Here is a 22,225-nt window from a genome sequence, read left to right as displayed (position 1 = left end):
CCATGCCGATCTGGTTCGCATACACGTTGATCGTGTTGCTGGTCATCACGAGCGTTCTGCTCACCATGCTCATTCTGCTGCACCGGGGTAAGGGCGGCGGGCTGTCGAGCATGTTCGGCGGCGGGGTCAGCTCCAGCCTGGCCGGCTCGTCGGTGGCCGAGAAGAACCTGGACCGCTACACCGTCCTGGTGAGCATCGTCTGGTTCGCCTGCATCATCGGGCTCGGCCTCTGGCTCCGGCTCCAGCTCAACAGCGGGTCCTGAGCGACACGATCAGGTCGTACAATCTGCGCGCGGTCCGTCACGGACCGCGCGCAGTTGTGTTTCTCCGCCACCGTCGCCCACCGCCCGCCTCAGGCGGTGGTCCCCTCCGACGACAGGAGCGAGTGTGCCCAGTGGCAACGTCATCCGCGGTTCCCGGATCGGTGGGGCGCCGGAGCGCCCCACCGAACGCTACGAGCCGGCCCCCCGTCGCGCGGTCACCTACTGGTGCCGCAACGACCACGCCACCGAGATCCGGTTGGCGTTGGACGCCGAGGAGCCGGCCGTCTGGGACTGTCCGCGCTGCGGCCTGCCCGCCGGCCAGGACGCCCAGAATCCGCCCGGACGTACCCGTCCCGAGCCCTACAAGACCCACCTGGCGTACGTGAAGGAGCGGCGTACCCCGGAGGAGGGGGAGGCGCTGCTGGCGGAGGCGTTGGCCGCGCTGCGCCGCCGACGCGGTCGGGAGTGACCGCCCCGGCGGTGACGCTGCGACCCCAAGCGACCGCCCGGCGGTGACACCTCGACCCGGAGCGACCGCCCGGCGGTGACGCCCGCTGCGGCCGGGTGTGACCGCCCCGGCGGTGGGGGCGTGCTGACCCGGCTCGCGGCCGGGCCGCCCAGGCTCAGCGCAGGCTGCGCAGCCGGGCCGGCACGTCGGCCGCCGCCGCCCGGTCGAGCAGCCAGAGGGTACGCGAGACGCCCTGCACCCCGGCGGCGGGCACCTGCTTCGGGCCGGCACCGGCCAAAGCCATCCCCACCGACCGCGCCTTGTCGGGCCCACTGGCGACCAGCCAGACCTCCTCGGCGGTGTTGATCGCCGGCAGGGTGAGGGTGGTCCGCACCGGCGGCGGCTTCGGGCTGCCCCGTACCGCGCTGACCGGTCGGGTGTCGTGGTGCACCGGGTGCTCGGGGAAGACCGACGCCACGTGCCCGTCCTCGCCGACGCCCAGCATCAGCACGTCGAAGTGCGGCAGTGCCGCGTGACCGGGCCGGGCCGCCCGCGCCAACTCCTCGGCGTACGCGGCGGCACCGGCCTCCGGGTCGTCGCCGGTGGGGCCGTCGGTGGCCGGCATCGGGTGCACCCGGGCCGGGTCCAGCGGCACCAGGTCCAGCAGCGCGGCCCGGGCCTGCGTCTCGTTGCGGTCCGGGTCGCCGGCCGGCAGGAAGCGCTCGTCGCCCCACCAGACATCCACCCGGGACCAGTCGACGGCGTCGTGGGCGGGCAGGGTGAGCACCGCCCGGTGCACCGCCGCGGCGATCCGCCCGCCCGTCAACACGATCGACGCCGCACCCCGCTCCGCCTGCGCGTCGAGCAGCTTCACCACCAGCCGGGCCGCCACCGCCTGCGCCAGCAGGTCGGCGTCGGCGTGGACCGCGACACTCGCCTCACTCATCTTGGCCTTCTTTTCCTGACCGCTCGGCGCGGTCCTGCTCGTGGGGGCGGGGACCGGTCGGCCCGCCGGGTGCCGGTGTCACCGGAGGTCTCGTCGTCGTGCGGGCCGCCGGTCGACTCCGGCGACGGGCGGGAGAGGACACCCGCCCACCCGGGAACGGACCCCGGCTGCCCCTAACGGCCGGTGGGCGGCCCCGCAGGACCGCCCACCGACACATGCTCAGGATGTCGTGCTGGTGTCGGCGTGCGCGCTCACGCCCGCCTCCGCCCGGCGCGCGGTGGCCGGATCCTTCCAGACGTGCACCCGCTGGGGCGGACGCTGCTCCAGGCCGGACAGGCCGGCCGCCGTGCCCAACGCCTCGGCGTACACCTGGTCGGCGTCGAGCCGGCGCAGCTCCTCGGCCAGCTCGTCACCGAGCGGGCGACGCACCAGCGGCAGCACCCGGTCGTCCTGGCCGGTACGCCGGAACGTCGCCAGGCTGTCGTCCCGGGTCAACGTCAACTCGTCGCCGTTGGCGCAGCGCAGCTGCACCTGACGCATCCTCGGGTGGTCGTCGGTGTGCTGCCACTGCGGTTGGATGCCGAGCCGGGCGGCCAGCCACCCCTGCATCAGCGCCGCCGTCGGGTCCCGGCGGGGTGCCACCACCGTCGCCTCGGTGACCCGCGCCTCGGTGGTGTCGAACGCCCCGGCGACCAGGGTGCGCCACGGGGTGATCCGGGTCCACGCCAGGTCGGTGTCGCCGGGGGCGTAGTCCCGGGCCCGTTCCCGCAGCGCCTCGACCGGGTCGACGGCCTGCGCGCAGTCGGTGATCCGCCGGTCGGCGACCACCCCGAGGAAGTCGGTGGCGATCTCCGCCGGTGGTTCGCCGTGCCACCAGGTGACCACCGGTACGTCCGGCACCAGCAGCGGCATCACCACCGACTCGGCGTGCAGGGCCAGCCGGCCGTACATCCGGGTCACCACCGCCTCGCACGGGCCCAGCCGGCCGCCGACCACGATCTCGGCGTCCAACCGGTTGCGTTCCCGCTCCACGTCGGCGCGTACGACGACGAGCAGCCGGCACGGGTGGGCGGCGGCGGCGATGGTGGCCGCCGCCTCGGCTTCCCGGACCCGCTTCTCGTCGACCACGACGATCAGGGTGAGCGCCATCCCGCTGGCCACCCCGCCCGCGCTGCGCCGCTCGGCGGCGAGCGCCTTGACCACCTCGTTGCCGGTGGTGTCCCACAGCCCGATCAATGGAGCCTCCTGGTTCGCTCGCTCTGCTCGCTCACGCTCTCCGCCAAGCCCGGCCCTCGCGGGCCAGCATCTCGTCGGCGGCCCGGGGACCCCACTCGCCGGACCGGTAGGGCTCCGGCTTGGTGCCCTCCCAGGCGTGCTCCAGCGGGTCCACCACCGCCCAGCTCTGCTCCACCTCGGAGGCGTCGGGGAAGAGTGTCCGGTCGCCGATCAGCACGTCCAGCACGAGCCGCTCGTACGCCTCGGGGCTGGACTCGGTGAACGCCTCGCCGTACTGGAAGTCCATCGCGATGTCGCGGACCTCCATGGTGGTGCCGGGCACCTTCGAGCCGAACTTGAGCACCACGCCCTCGTCCGGCTGCACCCGGATGACCAGCTGGTTGTTGCCCAGCGACTCCATGTCGGCCGTGTTGAACGGCAGGTGCGGGGCCTTCTTGAACATGATGGCCACCTCGGTGACCCGCCGGGGCAGCCGCTTGCCGGCCCGGATGTAGAACGGCACCCCGGCCCAGCGGCGGTTCTGGATGCCCAACTCGACGGCGACGTACGTCTCGGTGGTCGAGTGCGCCGGGACGCCCTCCTCGTCGAGGTAGCCGACGGCCCGTTCGCCACCCACCCAACCGGGCAGGTACTGACCGCGCACGGTGCCCCGGGACACGTCCTTCGGCAGGGTGATCGCCTTGAGCACCTTGAGCTTCTCGGCCCGGATCTCGTCGGCGTCGAAGCTGGTGGGCTCCTCCATGGCGACCAGGGCGAGCAGCTGGAGCAGGTGGTTCTGGAGCACGTCGCGGGCGGTGCCGACCGAGTCGTAGAAGCCGGCCCGGGTGCCGATGCCGACGTCCTCGGCCATGGTGATCTGCACCGAGTCGACGTACTTGGAGTTCCACAGCGGCTCGAACAGGTTGTTGGCGAACCGCAGGGCGAGGATGTTCTGGACCGTCTCCTTGCCCAGGTAGTGGTCGATCCGGAAGACGTCCTGCCGGGTGAACACGTCGTCGACCAGGTCGTTGAGTTCCTTGGCCGAGGGCAGGTCGTTGCCGAACGGCTTCTCCACCACCACCCGCCGCCAGCCGCCGCACTTGTCGTTGTCGGCCATGCCGGTGCGGGCCAGCTGCTTGAGCACCACCGGGAAGGCCGTCGGGGGGATGGAGAAGTAGAACGCGGCGTTGCCGTGGATGCCGTGGCTGTCGCGCAGCTGGTTCAGCGTCGAGGCGAGCTTGTCGAAGGCGGCGTCGTCGTCGAACGAGCCACCGACGAACTTGATGTTGCCGGCCAGCCGGCCCCACACCTCCTCCCGCCACGGTGTCCGGGCGTGCTTCTTCGCCGACTCGTGGGCCAGTGCCTCGAAGTCGCCGTCGCCCCAGTCCCGGCGGGCGAAGCCCAGCACCACGAAACCGGGCGGCAGCAGCCCCCGGTTGGCCAGGTCGTAAACCGCCGGCAGCAGCTTCTTGCGCGCCAGGTCACCGGTCACCCCGAAGATCACCAGGGCGCACGGCTCCGGGATCCGGGGGAGCCTTCGGTCCTGCGCGTCGCGCAGCGGATTCACGCCGTCTCCTCGCTCCGTCTGGTCCATGTCGTCCATCGTCACGCCCGCCATTGTCCGATCGCGTCCAGCCGGGCCGGTGCGGCCGGCCTGTCGGCCGGGGGCCGGCGCAGCATCGGCCGGCCCCGGTCGGATGGTGCCACCGGGATGCCCCGCGCGTACAGGGCAGCCGGTACGGCGGCGGGCGCGGTCGTCGCGACCGCGTCCGCCCCGTTCACCGCGCGACCGGCGGCGGCATCGGCCGCGCCGGTCGACAGGTCACTCACGTCGCCACCGGTGCTGCGGTGACGACGGCGTGGCACGTCGCGGGGCCGGGCCCCGCGACGCCGGCGACGCCGTCGGTCACGCGTTGCCCCCGGCCCGCTGGGCCGCCTCGGCGTTGCCCTTGGCGGCCTCGTTCGGCGTGCCGGTGCCCTGCGCCGCCGCGCTCAGCGACTTGCGGACACCTTCGAGCAGCTCACCCCAGCTGGCCTCGAACTTCTCCACGCCCTCCCGTTCCAGGGTGGCGATCACGTCGGCCATGTCGACGCCGACGGCGGCCAGGTCGGCGAAGACCTTCCGGGCGGCCTCGTATGCGCCGGTGATGGTGTCGCCCCGGGTCTCCCCGTGCTCGGCGTACGCCGTCACGACCGACTCGGGCATGGTGTTGACGGTGCCCGGCGCGATCAGCTCCTCGACGTAGATCACGTCGCGGTAGTCCGGGTTCTTGGTCGAGGTCGACGCCCACAGCGGGCGCTGCGGGTGGGCGCCCGCATCGGCCAGGGCCTGCCACCGGTCGGAGGAGAAGACCTCGGTGTAGCGCTCGTAGGCGAGCTGGGCGTTGGCGACGGCGGCCTTGCCGCGCAGCGCCTTGGCCTCCTCGGAACCGATCTTGTCGAGCTGCTTGTCGATCTCGGAGTCGACCCGGGAGACGAAGAACGAGGCCACCGAGCCGATGCCGGACAGGTCGTGGCCGTTGGCCTTGGCCTGCTCCAGGCCGGTGAGGAACGCCTCCATCACCGCGGAGTAGCGGTCCAGCCCGAAGATCAGCGTCACGTTGACGCTGATCCCCTCGGCCAGGGTGGCGGTGATCGCCGCCAGCCCCGCCTCGGTCGCCGGGATCTTGATGAACAGGTTCGGCCGGTCCACCAGCCACCACAGCGCCTTGGCCTCGGCGACCGTCTTGTCGGTGTCGTGGGCGACCCGGGGGTCGACCTCGATGGAGACCCGCCCGTCGACGCCGTCGCTGCCGTCGTACGACGGGCGCATCACGTCGCACGCCCAGCGCACGTCGTAGGTGGTGAGCATCCGGACGGCCTCTTCGACCTCGATGCCCCGGGTGGCGAGGTCCTTGAGCTGCCAGTTGTACTCGTCGGCGTCGCTCAACGCCTTGGCGAAGATCGTCGGGTTGGTGGTCACCCCGGCCACGTGCTTCTCGCGGCGGAGCTGGTCCAGCCCGCCGGAGCTCAGTCGTACCCGGGAAAGGTCGTCGAGCCAGACCGCCACTCCGGCGGCGCTCAGTTCCTTCAGTCGGTCCGTCATGCCGTGCACGCTCCCCTCAACTGCCGGTCGTGAAACCGGTGATGTCGCCCACCCGCGCCAGCGACGCGTGTGCCGCCGCGACGATCCGGTCGGGGGTGAACCCGAACTGCTCGAACAGCACCGTGTGCGGCGCGCTTGCTCCGTAGTGCTCCAGGCTGACGCTCTCGCCCAGGTCACCGACGACACCCCGCCAGGACATCCCGATCCCGGCCTCCACGCTCACCCGGGCCTTGACCCCGCGCGGCAGCACCGACTCCCGGTACGCCTCGTCCTGCTCGTAGAACCACTCCTGGCAGGGCATCGACACCACTCGGGTCGGGGTGCCGTCGGCCTCCAGCCGCTCCCGGGCGGTGAGGCAGAGCTGCACCTCGGAGCCGGTGCCCACGATGATCACCTGCGGCTTGCCGGTGGACGCCTCGGCCAGCACGTACCCGCCCTTGGCGGTGCCCTCGGCGCCGGCGTACTGCTCCCGGTCCAGGGTCGGCAGCGGCTGCCGGCTCAGCGCCAGCGCGGTCGGCCGGTCGGTGTGCTCCAGCGCCTGCCGCCAGGCCCAGGCGGTCTCGTTGGCGTCGGCCGGGCGGACCACGTCCAGGCCCGGGATGGCGCGCAGTGCGGTCAGGTGCTCCACCGGCTGGTGGGTCGGCCCGTCCTCGCCGAGGCCGATCGAGTCGTGCGTCCAGACGTACGTCACCGGCAGCTTCATCAGGGCGGCGAGCCGCACCGACGGGCGCATGTAGTCGCTGAAGACCAGGAAGGTGCCGCCGTACGGGCGGGTGCCGCCGTGCAGCGCGATGCCGTTGAGGATCGCGCCCATGGCGTGCTCACGGATGCCGAAGTGCAGCGTGCGGCCGTACTCGTGGCCGGGGAAGTCCTTGGTGGCGTGGGCGGCCGGGATGAACGACGGCTCGCCCTTCATGGTGGTGTTGTTGCTCTCCGCCAGGTCGGCCGAGCCGCCCCACAGCTCCGGCAGCACCGGGGCGAGCGCCTCCAGCACCTTGCCGGACGCGGCCCGGGTGGCCACGCCCTTGGCGTCGGCGGGGAAGGTCGGCAGCGCGTCCGTCCAGCCCTGCGGCAGCACCCGGCCGGCGATCCGGTCGTAGAGCGCCCTGCGCTCCGGGTTGGCCTGCGCCCAGCCGTCGAACTCGCCGGTCCACGCCTGCTCGGCCTCGGTGCCCCGGGTCAGCACCCCACGGGCGTGGGCGAGCACGTCCTCGTCGACCTGGAAGCTCTGCTGCGGGTCGAAACCGAGGATCTCCTTGGTGGCCTTCACCTCGTCGGCGCCGAGCGCCGAACCGTGGATCTTGCCGGTGTTCTTCTTGTTGGGCGCGGGCCAGCCGATGATGGTGCGCAGCGCGATGAACGAGGGACGGCCGGTCTCGGCCTTCGCCGCCAGCAGCGCCTGGTAGAGCGCCTCGACGTCCTCGTGGTAGTCGCCCTGGTCGGCGTCGCCGGCCCGCCAGTCGACGGTCTGCACGTGCCAGCCGTACGCCGCGTAGCGCGCCGCCACGTCCTCGCTCTTGGCGATGCGGGTGTCGTCCTCGATGGAGATCTCGTTGTCGTCGTAGATCAGCGTGAGGTTGCCCAGCTGCTGGTGCCCGGCCAGCGCGCTCGCCTCGTGGCTGATGCCCTCCTCGATGTCGCCGTCGGAGGCGATGCACCAGATCTGGTGGTCGAAGACGGACTGCCCCGGCTCGCTCTCCGGGTCGAACAGGCCACGCTCGCGGCGGGCCGCCATCGCCATCCCGACCGCGTTGCCCAGGCCCTGCCCGAGCGGGCCGGTGGTGGTCTCGACACCGGGGGTGTGCCCGTGCTCCGGGTGACCCGGGGTGAGCGAGCCCCACTGCCGCAGCGACTTCAGGTCGTCCAGGCTCAGCGGGTAGCCGGACAGGAAGAGCTGGATGTAGAGCGTGAGGCTGGAGTGCCCGGCGGACAGCACGAACCGGTCCCGGCCGGGCCAGTTCGGGTCGGCCGGATTGTGCCGCATCACCCGGTTGAACAGCAGGTACGCCGCGGGCGCGAGGCTCATCGCGGTGCCGGGGTGGCCGTTGCCGGATTTCTCCACGGCATCCATGGCCAGGACGCGGACGGTGTCGACGGCCCGGCGGTCGAGGTCGGTCCAGTTGAGTGCGGGTCGGTTGGCAGCCACTATGGTTGTGCTCCTCGGCAGATGGGCGGAACCCTCAGTGGTGACCCTATCGAGCGGGTCTAAACGTCCGCCCGGGGATCTCAGCAGGCAGTTACGTATGGGCGGGCCGGATCGTTCGGTCACCCGTCAGGTGTGACGGCCCGCACCGTTGTCGGGTCGCCCGGGCAGCGAAAACGACGACGCGTAGTGTGTGGTGCGGTGTGTGGGCCCCGACGGGGCCCCGCCGAACCGACTTCCCCTGCCGATGCCGGAAGGTGGCAATCCGTGAGCATGATCACCGAGCGCCCCGTCAGCAACCCTGCCGGGCAGCCGCCGGTGCGCACGGTGGCCGGGGAGCCGGCGTCCCGGCGGCGGGACGTGCGCGCGGTGCTGTCGGCGTACGTGACGCTGACCAAGCCGCGCATCGTGGAGCTGCTGCTGGTGACCACGGTGCCGGCGATGATGCTCGCCGACGGTGGCCTGCCGTCGCTGTGGCTGATGGCGGTGGTGCTGGTCGGTGGTTCGCTCGCCGCCGGTGCGGCGAGCGTGCTCAACTGCTACATCGACCGGGACATCGACCAGTTGATGCGCCGGACCAAGCGGCGTCCCCTGCCGGCGCACACCGTCTCGCCCCGCAGCGCCCTGGTCTTCGGGCTGGTGCTGGCGGCGGTGTCGGTCGCCCTGATGGCGACGTTCACCAACCTGCTGGCCGCGGCGTTGACGTTGGCCGCGATCGCCTACTACGACCTGGTCTACACCCTCTGGCTCAAGCGCACCACGACGGCGAACACGTTCTGGGGCGGGGCGTGCGGGGCGGCGCCGGTGCTGATCGGCTGGGCTGCGGTGACCGGGTCGTTGGCACCTGCGGCCTGGGTGCTGTTCGCGGTGGTCTTCTTCTGGCAGATGCCGCACTTCTACCCGCTGGCGATGAAATACAAGGACGACTATGCCCGCGCCGGCATCCCGATGCTGCCCGTGGTGGCTTCGGCCCGGCGGGTCAACGCCGAGATCCTGATCTTCGCCTGGTTGACCGTGGCGACCTCGCTGGCGCTGTGGCCGCTGGGCATGAGCGCGATCTACGGGGTGCCGACCGCCCTGGTGGGTGCGGTCTTCCTGGTCGAGGCGCACAAGCTCTGCCGGCGGGTGACCCGGGGCGAGCCGGTCAAGCCGATGCGCCTGTTCCACTGGTCGACCACCTACCTGACCATCGTCTTCGCCGCGGTGGCCCTCGACGCGCTGCTCTGACGCGGCACAGGAGCGTCTGGCAGTGGGCCCCGGCTGAGGACGGCACGGTCCTGCGCGGGGTGGACGTCTACCGGGTACGCGACGGCCGCATCGCCGCCAAGGACGTCTACAGCAAGCTCACCGTCGATGTCGAGCGGCCACGTTGATCCGCTCCCGTCGACCGGGCAGCCCACGGACGCCGGCGGACTGCACTGTCTGCATCTGGACAGATTATGGCGATCCAGGCGAGTCGTTACGCCCGTATTTATCCGACATGCCTGGTCAATCGGCCCAGCGGTTCCGATAAACCCTCGGGTAATTGGTATCACAAATAGTTCATGATTCTCGCGCGTAGGGGTGCAAGTCTGCTTAGGCTTCGCGCATGGCAGAAGGTTCCGATACGACGCTGACGGCTGAACAGACCGCCGAGCCGGCCCCCACCGGGCTGGTCTCGGGCATCAAGTCCTTCGCCGCCGGACACGGCGGCGCGAAGGCGGTCATCGAGTACGTCGGCAAGCGTGGCGCGCGGATCGTCCTGGTCGGCGCCGACGGTGCGTGGGGCGACCAGTTCGCCGAGGACACCGTGACCGCCCGGGAGGCGTGCGCGCAGGCGGGGGTCACCGTCGAGAACGCCTGGGAGCGAGAGCTGATGGACCAGATGCGGCCGAGCAACGACCTGTGGCGGTCGATGGCCCGACGCACGATGGCCCGCTGACCCGGTCGGCCCGTTGACCGACGACACCGTGACCCACCACCAGTCGACCCGGGGGAAACCCCGGGTCGCTCTCGTCACCTGCGCCCGCTTCGCCGATCTCTACCCCGACGACCGGCTCGTGCTCGCCCCGCTGGCGGCACGGGACGTCACCGTCGAGGCCGCCGTCTGGGACGACCCCCGGGTCGACTGGGAGGGCTACGACCTGGTCGTGCTCCGTTCGCCCTGGGACTACGCCCCACGCCGCGACGAGTTCGTCACCTGGGCCCGTACGGTGCCGACCCTGGCCAACCCCGCCGACGTGGTCGAGTGGAACACCGACAAGCGCTACCTCGGTGAGCTCGCCGCAGCCGGGGTGCCCACCGTGCCGACCTCCTGGGTCGCGCCGGGTGACGCCTGGGTCCCGCCTCCACCGCCCGGCGGGTACGTGGTCAAGCCGACGGTCAGCGCCGGCAGCCAGGACACCGGCCGGTACGACGCGGCCGACCCGGGACACGGGGACCTGGCCGTCGCACACGTCCGTCGGTTGTCGTCGGCCGGCCGGGTCGCCATGGTCCAGCCCTACCTGGACGCGGTGGACACCGCCGGTGAGACCGCCCTGCTCTTCGTGGCCGGCCCGGACGGCCTGACGTTCAGCCACGCCATCCGCAAGGGCGCCATGCTCGACGGCCCCGACCTGGGCGTCGAGGGGCTCTTCCGGCCGGAGGAGATCAGCCCGCGCACCCCCACCGACGCCCAGTTGGCCGTCGCCGCGCGGGTGCTGGCGGAGGTCCCGGGCGGCCCGCAGCGGCTGCTCTACGCCCGGGTGGACCTGCTTCCCGGCCCGGACGGCGAACCCGTGCTGATCGAGCTGGAGCTGACCGAGCCCTCGCTGTTCCTCGGTCACGCCGACGGTGCGCCCGAGCGCCTCGCCGACGCGGTGCTCACCCACCTCACCCGCCGCAGCTGACCTTCCCCACCCGCCCCGCCCCGCGCCCACCCGCCCCGCGCCACCCAGCCCCGCGCCCGCCCGCCCGCGCCGTCGGGCCGGATGCGGCCGGCTACTTCCAGGTTGTAGTGGCCTTCTGCGGCGGTGAGGCCACTACAACCTGGTTCGAGTGCGATCTCGGCACCAGGACCGGCGAGTGCGGCAGGGCCCGCGAGTGGGGCAGGACCGGCGAGTGGGGCAGGGCCCGCGAGTGCACCAGGACCGCGAGTGCGGCAGGGGCCGCAGGCGGTCAGACGGTGGCGGGCAACCGGTCCTCGGTCAGGGGTCGTGCGGGACCGGCCGGCAGCGGGTCGGCCGTGGCCGGACGGCGCTGCCGGGTCGACCAGAGCATCGCCAGGGTGGCCAGCAGCACCAGGCAGGAGCCGAGCATGTGCGCGGCGACCAGCACGCCCGGCAGGTGGGTGAAGTACTGCACGAAACCGATCAGGCCCTGCCCCAGTTCCACCGCGACCAGCACCAGGGCGGCGCGGGCCGGGCCGGCCGCGCCGACCGCCCGCAACGCCAGGACCAGCGCGACGGAGAGCCCGATCAGCAGGAACACCCCGTCGGCGTGCACCTGGGAGATCGTCTCGGGGTCCAGCCCGTTGCGGGCCGCCCCGTGGTCGCCGGCGTGCGGGCCGCTGCCGGTCACCCAGGTCCCGACGACCAGCACCGCGACGCTGACGGCGGTGGTGAGCCGGGCGAGGGTACGCAGCGGCCGGGGCACCACCGGCTCCGCCGGCCCGTCGGGGTCGACGATCCGCCGCCAGAGGGCGTACGCGGCGGCGATGACCGCCATCGAGGCGAGGAAGTGCAGTCCGACCACCCACGGGTTGAGGTTGGTCAGCACGGTGATCCCGCCGATCACGGCCTGCGCGGGGATGCCGAGGAACACCGCCACCGCCAACCCGGTCAGCCCGGGGCGTCGGGGCCGCTGGGCCAGCACGGCCAGCAGGGTGGCCAGCGCGATCGCCCCGACGGCGAAGGTGAGCAGCCGGTTGCCGAACTCGATCACCCCGTGCACGCCCATCTCGGTGGTGGTGGTGTACGACGCGTCGGTGCACCGGGGCCAGGTCGGGCAGCCGAGCCCCGACGCGGTGAGCCGGACGGCCCCGCCGGTCACCACGATGGCCACGTTTGCCACGATCGAGGCGTACGCGAGGCGGCGCAGCAGGGTGGTCGAGACCGGGTGGCGGTCGAGCAGGCGGGCCAGCGCGGCGGGGACCGGGAACCGGACGGATCGCTTCACGCCGCGAATCCTACGCACCGTAGTTGATCCCGATCGGGTGACTCCGGCACCCCGGTGGGCGGAATCACCGGGATCGGGTTTGCGAGCGCCCGCCGAATTACGTAACGTTGGCGTTGTGAAAAACATGGCGGCGCTCTCCGGGCACCCGCCGACGACCGGGTCGGTCGTCGGCGTCGGAGCGCGGTCCCGTCGTGCCGGGCGACCCGGCGGGCCGGGTGCCGGTCACCCCGCCCCGGTGGAGTCGACCCCGGCCGCCCCCACCGATCTTTCCACCCGGGACCGGGTGACCCAGCTCCTGCTGGAGCAGGGGGCGACCACCGCCGGCCAGCTCGGCTCGGCGCTCGGCCTCAGTCCCGCCGCGATCCGCCGACACCTCGACGCGATGCTCGCCGACGGTGACGTGGTGGCCCGTGAGCAGACCGTGCGGGGCAGTCGGGGCCGGGGCCGACCGGCGAAGGTCTTCCTGCTCACCGACGCGGCCCGGGTGCGCTGCGGCACCCACCACTACGACAACATGGCCACCGCGGCGTTGCGCTGGATCGCCCGCAGCGGCGGCTCCGACGCGGTCGAGGCTTTCGCCGCCGACCAGGTCGCCGCGCTGGAGGCCCGCTGCCGGGCCGCCATGGAGGATGCCGGCGACGATCCGCTCGCCCGGTCCGAGGCACTCGCAGGGGCGCTCACCGCCGAGGGCTACGCTGCCAACGCGTCCACGATCGCCTCCGGCGGGCAGCTCTGCCAGCACCACTGCCCGGTGGCGCACGTGGCCGCCGAGTTTCCCCAGCTGTGCGAGGCCGAGACGGCGGTCATCTCCCGTCTGGTCGGCACCCACGTGCAGCGCCTGGCCACCATCGCGCATGGCGACGGGGTGTGCACCACGCACATTCCGGCCCAGCTGCGCGCCCCAGTCCGGTAACACCGTCACCACTGTGAGGACAGATAGATGACCGAGCAGATCGTCCAGCCCCTGACCCAGGAAGAGCAGCTCGCCGCCCTCGGTCGCTACGAGTACGGCTGGTCCGACTCCGACGTCGCCGGGGCGGCCGCGCAGCGCGGCATCAACGAAGCGGTGGTGCGGGACATCTCGGCGAAGAAGAACGAGCCGGCCTGGATGCTCGACCTGCGGCTCAAGGGCCTGCGGCTGTTCGGCCGCAAGCCGATGCCGTCCTGGGGTGCCGACCTCACCGGGATCGACTTCGACAACATCAAGTACTTCGTGCGGTCCACCGAGAAGCAGGCCACCAGCTGGGAGGACCTGCCGGAGGACATCAAGAACACCTACGACCGGCTGGGCATCCCCGAGGCGGAGAAGCAGCGGCTGGTCGCCGGGGTCGCGGCGCAGTACGAGTCCGAGGTGGTCTACCACAAGATCCGCGAGGACCTGGAGGAGCAGGGTGTCCTCTTCCTGGACACCGACACCGCCCTCAAGGAGCACGAGGACGTCTTCAAGGAGTACTTCGGCACGGTGATCCCGGTCGGCGACAACAAGTTCGCCGCGCTGAACACCTCCGTGTGGTCCGGTGGCTCGTTCATCTACGTGCCGAAGGGCGTGCACGTGGAGATCCCGCTCCAGGCGTACTTCCGGATCAACACCGAGAACATGGGCCAGTTCGAGCGGACGCTGATCATCGTCGACGAGGGCGCGTACGTGCACTACGTCGAGGGTTGCACCGCGCCGCTCTACTCGTCCGACTCGCTGCACAGCGCGGTCGTCGAGATCATCGTCAAGAAGAACGCGCGCTGCCGCTACACGACCATCCAGAACTGGTCGAACAACGTCTACAACCTGGTCACCAAGCGGGCCGTCTGCCACGAGGGCGCGACCATGGAGTGGGTCGACGGCAACATCGGCTCCAAGGTCACCATGAAGTACCCGGCGGTCTACATGACCGGCGAGCACGCCAAGGGCGAGGTGCTCTCGGTGGCGATGGCCGGCGAGGGTCAGCACCAGGACGCCGGGGCCAAGATGGTGCACGCCGCGCCGCACACCAGCAGCACCATCGTGTCGAAGTCGATCGCCCGGGGCGGTGGCCGTACCTCGTACCGGGGCCTGGTGCAGGTGCTGGAGGGCTCGCACCACAGCCGCAGCACGGTCAAGTGCGACGCGCTGCTGGTCGACACCATCTCCCGCTCGGACACCTACCCCTACGTCGACATCCGCGAGGACGACGTGTCGATGGGGCACGAGGCGACCGTCTCCAAGATCAGCGACGACCAGCTCTTCTACCTGATGAGCCGGGGCCTGAGCGAGGACGAGGCGATGGCGATGATCGTGCGGGGCTTCATCGAGCCGATCGCCAAGGAACTCCCGATGGAGTACGCCCTGGAGCTCAACCGCCTGATCGAACTCCAGATGGAGGGCGCGGTCGGCTGACGCCGCCCACCCTCCGCCCAATGACACCGTCGTCACGGACAGACAGACCAAGGAAGAGATGACTACCCAGGCTTCCGCGCCGCCCAGCACCAAGTCGCAGGCGCTCCGCTCGTACGACGTCGCCGACTTCCCGGCCCTGACCGGCCTGGAGGAGGAGTGGCGTTTCACCCCGCTCAAGCGGCTGCGTGGGCTGACCGACGGGGCGCAGGCCGCCACCGGTGCGGTCCGCCACGAGTACGCCGACCTGCCGGCCGGCGTCACCGTCGGGCGGATCGGCCGGGACGACCCCCGGGTGGGCAGCGTGCTCACCCCGGTCGACCGGGTCAGCGCGCTGGCGTACGGCGGTGCCGGTGCGGCGTTGCTGGTCGAGGTCGCGGCCGACGCGGTGGTCGACGCGCCGGTGACCCTGCGGGTGGTCGGGGACGACGCCGCCGGGCTGGCCTTCGGGCACACGTTCGTCGACGTGGGCCGGTTCGCCGAGGCGGTGCTGGTGCTGGAACACGTCGGCGCGGCGACGCTCGCCGACAACGTCGAGGTGGCGGTGGCCGACGGGGCGAAGCTGACCCTGGTCACGGTGGCCGACTGGGCCGCCGACGCGGTGCAGGCGCAGCACCTGAAGATCCGGCTCGGCCGGGACGCCAAGGTGTCGCACATCCAGGTCAGCCTGGGTGGCGACCTGGTCCGCCAGTACACCACGGTCGAGTACACCGGCCGCGGCGGCGAGGCCGAGCTGTACGGCGTCTACTTCGCCGACGGCGGCCAGCACCTGGAGCACCGCCAGCTCGTCGACCACAACGTGCCGGACTGCCGCAGTCACGTCGGCTACCGGGGCGCGTTGCAGGGCGACGAGGCGCACACCGTCTGGGTGGGCGACGTGTTGATCCGGGCCGAGGCGACCGGCACCGACACGTACGAGATCAACCGGAACCTGCTGCTCTCCGACGGTGCGCGGGCGGACTCCGTACCCAATCTGGAGATCGAGACCGGCGAGATCGCCGGGGCGGGCCACGCCAGCGCGACCGGCCGGTTCGACGACGAGCAGTTGTTCTACCTGATGGCCCGGGGTATCCCGGCGGACGAGGCCCGCCGCCTGGTGGTGCGGGGCTTCTTCGCCGAGGTGATCAACAAGATTCCGGTCGAGTCGCTGCGTGAGCGGCTGGGGGACGCCATCGAGGCCCGGCTCTCCCGGTCCGGGGCCTGACATGATCCGGATCTGCGCGACCGAGGACGTGCCGAAGGGCACCGTGATCAGCGCCGACGTGGACGGCCTCCAGGTCGCCGTCGTGCACGGCACCGACGGCGAGTTCTACGCGGTGCACGACGAGTGCTCGCACGCCTCGGTGGCCCTGTCCGAGGGTGAGGTCGAGGGCTGCACGCTGGAATGCTGGCTGCACGGTTCCCGGTTCGACCTGCGCACGGGTGAGCCCTCCGGGCTGCCCGCCACCGAACCCGTCCCCGTCTACGCCGTCGAGGTCCGCGACGGCGACATCTACCTTCCCGTGGGCGCCGACGGCCGCCCGACGCCGAGCAATGGAGTGACCCGATAATGAGCACCCTGGAGATCCGCGACCTGAAGGTGTCGGTCAAGCTGCCCGAGGGTGAGCTCAAGCCGATCCTGTCCGGCGTCGACCTGACCGTCCGGTCGGGGGAGACCCACGCGATCATGGGCCCGAACGGCTCCGGCAAGTCGACGCTTGCCTACTCGATCGCCGGCCACCCCAAGTACGAGATCACCGGCGGCTCGGTGACCCTCGACGGTGTCGACGTGCTGGAGATGACCGTCGACGAGCGGGCCCGTGCCGGCCTCTTCCTGGCCATGCAGTACCCGGTCGAGGTGCCCGGCGTCTCGGTGGCGAACTTCCTGCGCACCGCCAAGACCGCCATCGACGGCGAGGCCCCGAAGCTGCGTACCTGGGGTGGCGAGCTGCGCGGCGCGATGGAGAAGCTCCAGATGGACCCGGCGTTCGCCCAGCGTAACGTCAACGAGGGTTTCTCCGGCGGCGAGAAGAAGCGGCACGAGATCGTGCAGCTGGAGCTGCTCAAGCCCAAGATCGCCATCCTCGACGAGACCGACTCCGGCCTCGACGTGGACGCGCTGCGGGTGGTCAGCGAGGGAGTCAACCGGGTCCGCGACACCGGCGACACCGGCCTGCTGCTGATCACCCACTACACCCGCATCCTGCGCTACATCAAGCCCGACTTCGTGCACGTGTTCGTGGCCGGTCGGATCGTCGAGCAGGGTGGCCCGGAGCTGGCCGACAAGCTCGAGGAAGAGGGCTACGAGCGGTACGTCGCCGGAGCCGGCACGGCGCGGGCCTGAACACCACGGAACGGGGCGCTGAGATGACCACCATCGCCATCCCGGACGGGATGCCGCAGTACGACGACGTGCCGCGCTTCGACGTGGCCGCGGTGCGCGCCGACTTCCCGATCCTCGACCGGGAGGTCAACGGGCACCGGCTGGTCTATCTCGACAGCGCCAACACCTCGCACAAACCCCGCCAGGTGCTCGACGTGCTCGCCGGGCACTACGCGATGCACAACGCCAACGTGTCGCGTTCGGTGCACACCCTGGGCACCGAGGCGACCGAGGCGTACGAGGGGGCACGGGCGAAGATCGCCGCGTTCGTCAACGCGCCGAGCGTGGACGAGGTGGTGTTCACCAAGAACTCCACCGAGGCGATCAACATCGTGGCGTACGCCTTCTCCAACGCCTCGCTGCGCGCCGACGCCGACGAGCGGTTCCGGCTCGGCCCCGGCGACGAGATCGTGATCTCCGAGATGGAGCACCACTCGAACATCGTCCCGTGGCAGTTGCTGGCCGAGCGGACCGGCGCGACCCTACGCTGGTTCCCGGTCACCGACAGCGGCCGGCTGGACGAGTCGGGGCTGGCGGACCTGGTCACCGAGCGGACGAAGATCGTCGCGCTGGTGCACACCTCCAACATCCTCGGCACGGTCAACGCCACCGCCCGGATCACCGAACGGGTCCGCCAGGTGGGTGCGTTGCTGCTGCTCGACTGCTCGCAGTCGGTGCCGCACCAGCCGATCGACGTGGTCGATCTGGACGCCGACTTCATCGTGTTCACCGGGCACAAGATGTGCGGGCCGACCGGCATCGGCGTGCTGTGGGGCCGGGGCGAGCTGCTCGCCGCGATGCCCCCGGTGATGGGCGGCGGCTCGATGATCGAGACGGTGTCGATGGCCCGGTCGACGTTCGCCGCGCCGCCGGCCCGGTTCGAGGCGGGCACCCCGCCGATCGCCGAGGCCGTCGCGCTCGGCGCGGCGGTCGACTACCTCACCGGCGTCGGGATGCGGGCGATCCAGTGGCACGAGAAGGAGCTGACCGCGTACGCGCTGGACGCCCTCGCCACCGTGCCGGGGTTGAGGATCTTCGGCCCGACGGTGCCGGTCGGCCGGGGTGGCACCATCTCGTTCGCGCTCGGCGACGTGCACCCGCACGACGTCGGGCAGGTCCTCGACTCGCTCGGCGTGCAGGTGCGGGTGGGTCACCACTGCGCCAAGCCGGTCTGCACCCGGTTCGGGGTGCCGGCGATGACCCGGGCCTCGTTCTACCTGTACACCACCACGGAGGAGATCGACGCCCTGGTGTCGGGTCTCGCACAGGTGCGGAGGATCTTCGACTGATGCAGCTGGAGCAGCTCTACCAGGAGATCATCCTGGACCACTACAAGCGTCCGCAGGGGCGCGGTCTGCGTGACGCCGACGACCCCGACGCCGAGGTGGCCGAGGCGCACCACGTCAACCCGACCTGCGGCGACGAGGTCACCGTACGGGTGGCCGCCGTCGACGACATCGTGGTGGACATCTCGTACGACGGGGCCGGTTGTTCGATCAGCCAGGCGTCGGCGAGCGTGTTGTACGACCGGCTGTCCGGCCGGTGCGCGGAGGAGATCGCCGCCGTGCACGCCGGATTCGTGGAGTTGATGTCCGGCCGTGGCCAGGTCACGCCGGACGAGGAACTACTCGGTGACGGGGTGGCGTTCGCGGGGGTCGCCCGCTACCCGGCCCGGGTCAAGTGCGCGTTGTTGCCGTGGATGGCGTTCAAGGACGCCGCGGCACGCGCGGGGGTGGGCGTGAGCCCGACGGAGGTTGAGGCATGAGCGAGAACACGGCTACCGCGGCGACGCCGCAGACCGGCGACGCCGGCACCACGACCGGCGCGGTGACGCCGCCGGCCACCGACGGTGTCGCCGCCGCGACTCCGGCCGCCGACGCCGTGAACGGTGCCACCGGGACGGCGGGTGTCGACGCGTCGTCCGGTGCCGACGGGACCCCGGCCGGCGACGGGACGGCGGACGCCGCCGGTTCGGCCGGTGGCCGGGCGGCCCTGGCCGACATCGAGGAGGCGATGAAGGACGTCGTCGACCCCGAACTCGGCATCAACGTGGTCGACCTCGGCCTGGTGTACGGCGTGCACGTGGACGACCAGAACGTCGCCACCCTGGACATGACGTTGACCTCGGCGGCCTGCCCGCTCACCGACGTGATCGAGGACCAGGCCCGGCAGGCGCTGACCACCGGCCCCGGCGGGGGACTGGTGGACGACATCCGGATCAACTGGGTCTGGCTGCCGCCGTGGGGCCCGGACAAGATCACCGATGAGGGGCGGGACCAGCTCCGCTCGCTCGGTTTCAACGTCTGACCCCTGGTCGACCTCGCGGGCACGGCACCCCTGACCGGGTGCCGTGCCCGCGTCTTTCCAGCCGGCCCGACCCACCCGCCGGGGGTGCTCACCGCAGTGGGTGTCCAGGTCTGCCGGCTATCGCACCGTCGCCGCCGACGAGTCGACCACCCCGGTCGTTCCCCGTTTTTGTGGCAATTCGGTGGCCTGGTGGCGGGTGGCGGCCGATGATGGGCCGGTGATCGAGGCGTACCCGAAGCAGAGCCCTGTCCGGGCGGCCACCGCCGCGCGTCGACAGCGGGCCCGTCCGGGGTGCGGATCGGCCCGTCCCCGATCGTCGTGACCGCCGCCTTCCTGGCCGGGTTGGTGGCCGGCTACGGCGTCGCCGTGCCGGTCGGCGCGATCGCGGTGCTCATCCTCGGGCTCAGTGCCCGTACCTCCTTCCGGGTCGGTGCGGCCGCCGCGCTCGGTGTCGCCACGGCGGACGGGCTCTACGCCGCCGTGGCGGTGCTCGGCGGCGCGGCGGTGGCCGCCGTGGTCGCCCCGGTCGCCGGTCCGCTGCGGGTGGTGGCGGCGGTGGTGCTGCTGGCGCTCGCCGTGCACGGAGGCTGGCGGGCCTGGCGTCCCCGGCCCGCGTCGGGCGGCCCGGGGGCGGGCCGGGGGATCGACACCGCGGGGCGGGCGTTCGCCGGGGTGCTGGCACTGACCCTGCTCAACCCGGCCACCGTCGTGTACTTCACGGCGCTGGTCCTCGGCCGTGCCGACGCGGCGCGGGCGGCACCGGCAGCGGCGGCGCTGTTCGTCCTCGGTGCCTTCGTCGCCTCGGCGAGTTGGCAGTTGCTGATCGCCGGGGGCGGCACCCTGGTCGGCCGGGTGCTGGCCGGCCCGCGTGGCCGGCTGGTGACCGGGCTCCTCTCCAGCCTCATCATCGCCGCACTCGCCGTCGCCGTGCTGGTCGTGCGGTGAGCCGTCCGTCGGTCCGGTCGGTCGTGCGGTGGGCCGCCCGTCGGGCGGTCGGCCCGGCTGGTCGTGCGGTGGGCCGGCCGTCGGACCGGCTCGGGTGGGCCACCGGTCGGTCGGCACGGCGTGTGCCGTCGTCCGCCCGCCGTCGGTCAGGTGGGGTAGGAGCGGAACGCCGGCGTGCCGTACGGTCGGGTGATGAGCAGCCGACCCGCAGCCGGTGGCGGCCGGTGGGTCGAGGTCGATCCGACCCGGGTCGGGCGCTGGGCCGAGGGCTTCGCCGACCGGCACGGCCCGCCCGTCGTCTCCCCGCAGGGGTACGGGCTGCTGCTCACCGCCTCCGACGGCGCGACCGCCGAGCTGCACCTGCCGCCGGGTGCCCCGACCGTCGGCGACGCAGCGCAGGCCGTCCCGCCCCGACGCGTCGACGACGTGCCGCAGTTCGTCAGCGTCGCCACCGCGCCCCGCCGGCTCGGGCTGCTGCTCGCCCGCAAGGGCGCGGTGGCGGTCGGTGTGGCGTCCGGTGCGGAGTTGCTGGTCTCCAAGGTGGACACCCGCTACGTGCAGGGTCGTACCGCCGCCGGGGGCTGGTCCCAGCAGCGGTTCGCCCGGCGGCGGGACAACCAGGCGAAGGCGGCCCTGGGCGACGCGGCGGAACTGGCCGTACGCCTGCTGCTGCCGGCGGCGGCGACGCTGGCGGCGCTGGTCTGCGGGGGCGACCGCCGGGCCGTCGACACGGTCCTGGCCGACCGGCGGCTGGCCCCGCTCGCCGCGCTGCGTGCCGACCGGCTGCTCGACGTGCCCGAACCCCGGCACGCGGTGCTGGTCGGCGCGGTCGCCGCCGCCCGCGCCGTGCACATCCTGGTCCGCGATCCGGCCTGAGCGGGGCGGCACGACGACGGCGGCCGGGGGGCGTACGCCCCTCCGACCGCCGCGACGGTGCCGATGCGGTGCCCGGTCAGAGGCTGCCGCCGAAGGTGTCGCAGGACTTCGGATCACCGGTGGTGTAGCCCTTGGTGAACCACTGCTTGCGCTGCTCGGAGGAGCCGTGGGTGAATTCCTCCGGGTTCACCGGGCGGTTGGCCCGCTTGGAGATGGCGTCGTCGCCGATCTTCTCGGCGGTGTCGATCGCCTGCGCGATGTCCTGCTCGGTGATGCTCTTGAAGATCTTCTGGCCCTGCTCGTCGGCGGTGCCGGTGGCGTTCTTGGCCCAGGCCCCGGCGTAGCAGTCGGCCTGGAGCTCCAGCTTGACCGAGAGCGCGTTGGCGCTGCCCGGGTCCCGCTGCTGCTGGCGGCGCATCTGCGCCTCGGTGCCGAGCAGGTCCTGCACGTGGTGGCCGTACTCGTGGGCCAGCACGTACGGCTGGGCGAACTCACCCTCGGCACCGAGCTGGTCGGCGAGGGTCTGGTAGAAGGTCAGGTCGATGTAGACCAGGTCGTCGGCCGGGCAGTAGAACGGCCCGACGCCGGAGTCGGCCTGACCGCAGCCGGTGTTGACGCCCTGGCTGAAGAAGACCGTCTTGGACGGCTGGTACTGCTGGCCGAACCGCTCCGGCAACGCGGTACGCCAGTACGCCTGGATCGAGTTGACGTAGAGGGTGTTGCGGCAGTCCAGCTGCTTGAGCGCGTCGTCGGCGGAGCACTTCTGCGTAAGCGACGTGTTGTCGCCCGACTCGGCGCCGCCGCCGTTCATGGCGTTCAGGCCGAATCCACCACCCACCAGGGCCACCAGCACGGCGATGATGAGCCCGACGATGCCGCCGCGTCCACCCCCGCCGGGGATCGGGATGCCCATCCCGCCACCCCCGCCGGATCCCCGCCGGTCGTCCACCTGGCCGGTGTCGACCCGCGCGTTCTCGTTCAGCTCCATGTTGACCCCGATCACCGATTCGTCACGTCTGAGGGTTGCGGTACCGGACCGGGTCCGGACGGCGTTTCCGGTACCCGATGATCTTGCCCGGTAATCCGGGCGGCGCGTGTCGGGCCGCCCGGTACACTTGTCGGGTGCTGCGCTG

At 72.0% G+C, this 22,225-nt stretch carries 22 protein-coding genes and 1 pseudogene; 15 read left to right on the top strand and 8 right to left on the bottom strand.

The features are described 5' to 3' along the window. Positions 1-2: 2 nt before the first annotated feature. A complete protein-coding gene (secG, locus tag AB0C22_RS22740) occupies positions 3-263 on the top strand; it encodes a preprotein translocase subunit SecG (RefSeq protein WP_204959149.1) in 261 nt (86 codons plus the stop codon). A 124-nt stretch (positions 264-387) separates the two neighbouring features. Continuing rightward, positions 388-732, top strand: a complete 345-nt coding sequence (locus AB0C22_RS22735; protein WP_208569199.1) for an RNA polymerase-binding protein RbpA — start codon at positions 388-390, stop codon at positions 730-732. 154 nt (positions 733-886) lie between these two features. Here the strand turns inward: AB0C22_RS22735 and pgl are convergent, their stop codons facing one another. The 6 genes from pgl to tkt form a co-directional block, all read right to left on the bottom strand. Then, entirely contained in the window at positions 887-1,657 is a 771-nt protein-coding gene (gene pgl / locus AB0C22_RS22730; protein WP_208569198.1) for a 6-phosphogluconolactonase, read from the bottom strand. A 219-nt stretch (positions 1,658-1,876) separates the two neighbouring features. Then, positions 1,877-2,893 carry a glucose-6-phosphate dehydrogenase assembly protein OpcA gene (locus tag AB0C22_RS22725; protein ID WP_219463728.1) on the bottom strand — a complete coding sequence of 339 codons (1,017 nt, stop codon included), beginning with the start codon at positions 2,891-2,893 and terminating at the stop codon, positions 1,877-1,879. Between the two features lie 31 nt (positions 2,894-2,924). Continuing rightward, complete coding sequence (gene zwf / locus AB0C22_RS22720) at positions 2,925-4,475, bottom strand: glucose-6-phosphate dehydrogenase (RefSeq protein WP_208569265.1); 1,551 nt, start codon at positions 4,473-4,475, stop codon at positions 2,925-2,927. A gap of 2 nt (positions 4,476-4,477) precedes the next feature. Then, entirely contained in the window at positions 4,478-4,702 is a 225-nt protein-coding gene (locus tag AB0C22_RS22715) for a hypothetical protein (protein WP_208569196.1), read from the bottom strand. Positions 4,703-4,778: 76 nt separating this feature from the next. Further along, the gene (gene tal, locus AB0C22_RS22710) at positions 4,779-5,957 is read right to left on the bottom strand and encodes a transaldolase (protein WP_357536854.1); all 1,179 of its coding nucleotides are present in this window, start codon (positions 5,955-5,957) and stop codon (positions 4,779-4,781) included. Between the two features lie 16 nt (positions 5,958-5,973). Continuing rightward, the gene (tkt, locus tag AB0C22_RS22705) at positions 5,974-8,103 is read right to left on the bottom strand and encodes a transketolase (protein WP_357536852.1); all 2,130 of its coding nucleotides are present in this window, start codon (positions 8,101-8,103) and stop codon (positions 5,974-5,976) included. Between the two features lie 264 nt (positions 8,104-8,367). On the opposite strand from tkt, the gene AB0C22_RS22700 reads away from it, so the two are divergent. The 3 genes from AB0C22_RS22700 (at position 8,368) to AB0C22_RS22690 (ending at position 10,967) form a co-directional block, all read left to right on the top strand. Beyond that, positions 8,368-9,327 (top strand): heme o synthase, encoded by a 960-nt coding sequence (locus tag AB0C22_RS22700; protein WP_219463724.1) that lies wholly within the window; start codon positions 8,368-8,370, stop codon positions 9,325-9,327. A gap of 361 nt (positions 9,328-9,688) precedes the next feature. Next, entirely contained in the window at positions 9,689-10,021 is a 333-nt protein-coding gene (locus AB0C22_RS22695; protein WP_208569192.1) for a hypothetical protein, read from the top strand. Between the two features lie 13 nt (positions 10,022-10,034). Continuing rightward, positions 10,035-10,967, top strand: a complete 933-nt coding sequence (locus AB0C22_RS22690) for a hypothetical protein (protein WP_219463722.1) — start codon at positions 10,035-10,037, stop codon at positions 10,965-10,967. Positions 10,968-11,235: 268 nt separating this feature from the next. Here AB0C22_RS22690 and AB0C22_RS22685 read toward each other — a convergent pair whose 3' ends face one another. After that, positions 11,236-12,189: a COX15/CtaA family protein gene (locus tag AB0C22_RS22685; RefSeq protein WP_219470204.1), complete on the bottom strand. Its 954-nt coding sequence runs from the start codon at positions 12,187-12,189 to the stop codon at positions 11,236-11,238. A gap of 160 nt (positions 12,190-12,349) precedes the next feature. Between AB0C22_RS22685 and AB0C22_RS22680 the strand changes: the two are divergent. The 10 genes and pseudogenes from AB0C22_RS22680 (at position 12,350) to AB0C22_RS22635 (ending at position 21,092) form a co-directional block, all read left to right on the top strand. Continuing rightward, positions 12,350-13,178: pseudogene (locus AB0C22_RS22680) on the top strand (ArsR family transcriptional regulator). Continuing rightward, positions 13,175-14,605 (top strand): Fe-S cluster assembly protein SufB, encoded by a 1,431-nt coding sequence (gene sufB, locus AB0C22_RS22675; RefSeq protein WP_208569190.1) that lies wholly within the window; start codon positions 13,175-13,177, stop codon positions 14,603-14,605. Before AB0C22_RS22680 ends, sufB begins: the two are co-directional and overlap by 4 nt. A 58-nt stretch (positions 14,606-14,663) precedes the next feature. Further along, complete coding sequence (sufD, locus tag AB0C22_RS22670; protein ID WP_219463720.1) at positions 14,664-15,806, top strand: Fe-S cluster assembly protein SufD; 1,143 nt, start codon at positions 14,664-14,666, stop codon at positions 15,804-15,806. Position 15,807: 1 nt separating this feature from the next. After that, entirely contained in the window at positions 15,808-16,152 is a 345-nt protein-coding gene (locus AB0C22_RS22665) for a non-heme iron oxygenase ferredoxin subunit (RefSeq protein WP_208569188.1), read from the top strand. After that, complete coding sequence (gene sufC / locus AB0C22_RS22660; protein ID WP_208569187.1) at positions 16,152-16,925, top strand: Fe-S cluster assembly ATPase SufC; 774 nt, start codon at positions 16,152-16,154, stop codon at positions 16,923-16,925. Before AB0C22_RS22665 ends, sufC begins: the two co-directional genes overlap by 1 nt. Before the next feature lie 23 nt (positions 16,926-16,948). After that, positions 16,949-18,253: a cysteine desulfurase gene (locus tag AB0C22_RS22655; RefSeq protein ID WP_219463717.1), complete on the top strand. Its 1,305-nt coding sequence runs from the start codon at positions 16,949-16,951 to the stop codon at positions 18,251-18,253. After that, the gene (gene sufU / locus AB0C22_RS22650; RefSeq protein ID WP_208569185.1) at positions 18,253-18,729 is read left to right on the top strand and encodes a Fe-S cluster assembly sulfur transfer protein SufU; all 477 of its coding nucleotides are present in this window, start codon (positions 18,253-18,255) and stop codon (positions 18,727-18,729) included. The genes AB0C22_RS22655 and sufU overlap by 1 nt, the downstream gene beginning before the upstream one ends. A gap of 116 nt (positions 18,730-18,845) precedes the next feature. Further along, a complete protein-coding gene (locus tag AB0C22_RS22645) occupies positions 18,846-19,271 on the top strand; it encodes a metal-sulfur cluster assembly factor (RefSeq protein ID WP_307799603.1) in 426 nt (141 codons plus the stop codon). Positions 19,272-19,589: 318 nt separating this feature from the next. Further along, positions 19,590-20,216 (top strand): LysE family transporter, encoded by a 627-nt coding sequence (locus tag AB0C22_RS22640; RefSeq protein ID WP_219463715.1) that lies wholly within the window; start codon positions 19,590-19,592, stop codon positions 20,214-20,216. Between the two features lie 192 nt (positions 20,217-20,408). Beyond that, entirely contained in the window at positions 20,409-21,092 is a 684-nt protein-coding gene (locus AB0C22_RS22635) for an acVLRF1 family peptidyl-tRNA hydrolase (RefSeq protein WP_219463714.1), read from the top strand. A gap of 76 nt (positions 21,093-21,168) precedes the next feature. Here AB0C22_RS22635 and AB0C22_RS22630 read toward each other — a convergent pair whose 3' ends face one another. Further along, complete coding sequence (locus AB0C22_RS22630) at positions 21,169-22,080, bottom strand: neutral zinc metallopeptidase (RefSeq protein WP_219463712.1); 912 nt, start codon at positions 22,078-22,080, stop codon at positions 21,169-21,171. Positions 22,081-22,225 lie beyond the last annotated feature (145 nt).

Origin of the sequence: Micromonospora sp. NPDC048894 (genome assembly GCF_040649765.1) — a bacterium.
Taxonomy (GTDB): Bacteria; Actinomycetota; Actinomycetes; order Mycobacteriales; family Micromonosporaceae; genus Micromonospora; species Micromonospora antibiotica.
This window is presented reverse-complemented; position numbering and strand designations above follow the sequence as displayed.

What these genes read in the sequence shown, in the direction of transcription:
- pgl (WP_208569198.1), bottom strand. Translation starts at nt 1,657, where the DNA reads ATGAGTGAGGCGAGTGTCGCGGTCCACGCCGACGCCGACCTGCTGGCG.
- AB0C22_RS22655 (WP_219463717.1), top strand. Translation starts at nt 16,949, where the DNA reads ATGACCACCATCGCCATCCCGGACGGGATGCCGCAGTACGACGACGTG.
- secG (WP_204959149.1), top strand. Translation starts at nt 3, where the DNA reads ATGCCGATCTGGTTCGCATACACGTTGATCGTGTTGCTGGTCATCACG.
- AB0C22_RS22665 (WP_208569188.1), top strand. Translation starts at nt 15,808, where the DNA reads ATGATCCGGATCTGCGCGACCGAGGACGTGCCGAAGGGCACCGTGATC.
- AB0C22_RS22630 (WP_219463712.1), bottom strand. Translation starts at nt 22,080, where the DNA reads ATGGAGCTGAACGAGAACGCGCGGGTCGACACCGGCCAGGTGGACGAC.
- tal (WP_357536854.1), bottom strand. Translation starts at nt 5,957, where the DNA reads ATGACGGACCGACTGAAGGAACTGAGCGCCGCCGGAGTGGCGGTCTGG.
- AB0C22_RS22695 (WP_208569192.1), top strand. Translation starts at nt 9,689, where the DNA reads ATGGCAGAAGGTTCCGATACGACGCTGACGGCTGAACAGACCGCCGAG.
- sufD (WP_219463720.1), top strand. Translation starts at nt 14,664, where the DNA reads ATGACTACCCAGGCTTCCGCGCCGCCCAGCACCAAGTCGCAGGCGCTC.
- AB0C22_RS22635 (WP_219463714.1), top strand. Translation starts at nt 20,409, where the DNA reads ATGAGCAGCCGACCCGCAGCCGGTGGCGGCCGGTGGGTCGAGGTCGAT.
- zwf (WP_208569265.1), bottom strand. Translation starts at nt 4,475, where the DNA reads ATGGACGACATGGACCAGACGGAGCGAGGAGACGGCGTGAATCCGCTG.
- sufB (WP_208569190.1), top strand. Translation starts at nt 13,175, where the DNA reads ATGACCGAGCAGATCGTCCAGCCCCTGACCCAGGAAGAGCAGCTCGCC.
- sufU (WP_208569185.1), top strand. Translation starts at nt 18,253, where the DNA reads ATGCAGCTGGAGCAGCTCTACCAGGAGATCATCCTGGACCACTACAAG.
- sufC (WP_208569187.1), top strand. Translation starts at nt 16,152, where the DNA reads ATGAGCACCCTGGAGATCCGCGACCTGAAGGTGTCGGTCAAGCTGCCC.